Consider the following 1,040-nt stretch of genomic DNA (forward strand, 5'->3'; position numbering starts at 1 on the left):
CAAGGCAATCGAGCAGTTCCCCGAGGCAAGTCTCGAAAAATTGATAGTCGAAGGCTCAAGAGGTCTTTCAGGAGACTTCGCCAGACAAGCGGCTCAGCTTTACAACAAGAATTCTCTCAGCGGTGAGCAACACATACCCTTTATAGACGCAATAATAAACGACAGTTCAGCGAGATTTGTCTTAAACACGCTAAACGAGGGAGCAATTCCCGGGATCGAAGATAACGTTGCCGTCGAAGTGCCCGCTTTGGTTGACAGAGAGGGAATCCATACAGAAGTCATAGATCCCCCTCTCCCCGAAAGAATCGTTAAATGGTATTTGAAGCCAAGGGTACTAAGAATGGAGTGGGCTCTCGAAGCGTTCATTGAAAGGGATTCCGATCTAATTGTTGAAATTCTTTTGAAGGATCCAAGGACAAAGTCATATGAGCAGGCGAAAGCGGTGGTAAGGGAAATCTTTGAGACGGAAGGGCTAAGTGAATAGGTTCAAAGAACCGATACTTCATGGGTAAATCGAAGTTAAATTAATCTCTTCTGTTTGTTCTCACAAGGTAAAGGCGTAGGAATGTACCGAGGCTTCCAGATTCGATGGTTGCTAAGCTGACGGGGTGGTCGAATTGAATGAGGTCTTCCGTTGTCCCTGGGCTGAAGTTGACAAATTGTATATTGAGTACCACGATACTGAATGGGGTGTTCCCCTGCACGATGACAACATATGGTTCGAGTTTCTGATTCTAGAAGGAGCACAGGCCGGCCTCAGTTGGCATACTGTCCTGAAGAAGAGAGAAGAATATAGAAAAGCCTTCTCTGGGTTTGATCCTCGAGTCGTTTCAAAATATGGAGAGAATGAAATAACTAAGCTAGTCGAAAATCCGGGAATAATCAGAAATAGAAAGAAGATTCATTCGGCAATTAACAACGCAAAGAGATTTATCCAGATTCAAGAGGAGTACGGAACGTTTGACAGCTATGTGTGGAGCTTCGTCAACAATAAGCCGATCATAAACACACGGAAGAGCCTTTCCGAGATTCCCTCTGTT

At 44.7% G+C, this 1,040-nt stretch carries 1 protein-coding gene and 1 pseudogene; both read left to right on the forward strand.

The features are described 5' to 3' along the window. A pseudogene (locus tag BG32_RS15125) lies at positions 1-484 on the forward strand (alpha-glucosidase/alpha-galactosidase); the annotation flags it as partial. Positions 485-617: 133 nt separating this feature from the next. Then, the coding region (locus tag BG32_RS15130) for a DNA-3-methyladenine glycosylase I (RefSeq protein WP_147435104.1) at positions 618-1,040 on the forward strand (423 nt) is incomplete at its 3' end.

The organism is Mesotoga sp. HF07.pep.5.2.highcov, from assembly GCF_003666285.1.
Lineage (GTDB): Bacteria > Thermotogota > Thermotogae > Petrotogales > Kosmotogaceae > Mesotoga > Mesotoga prima.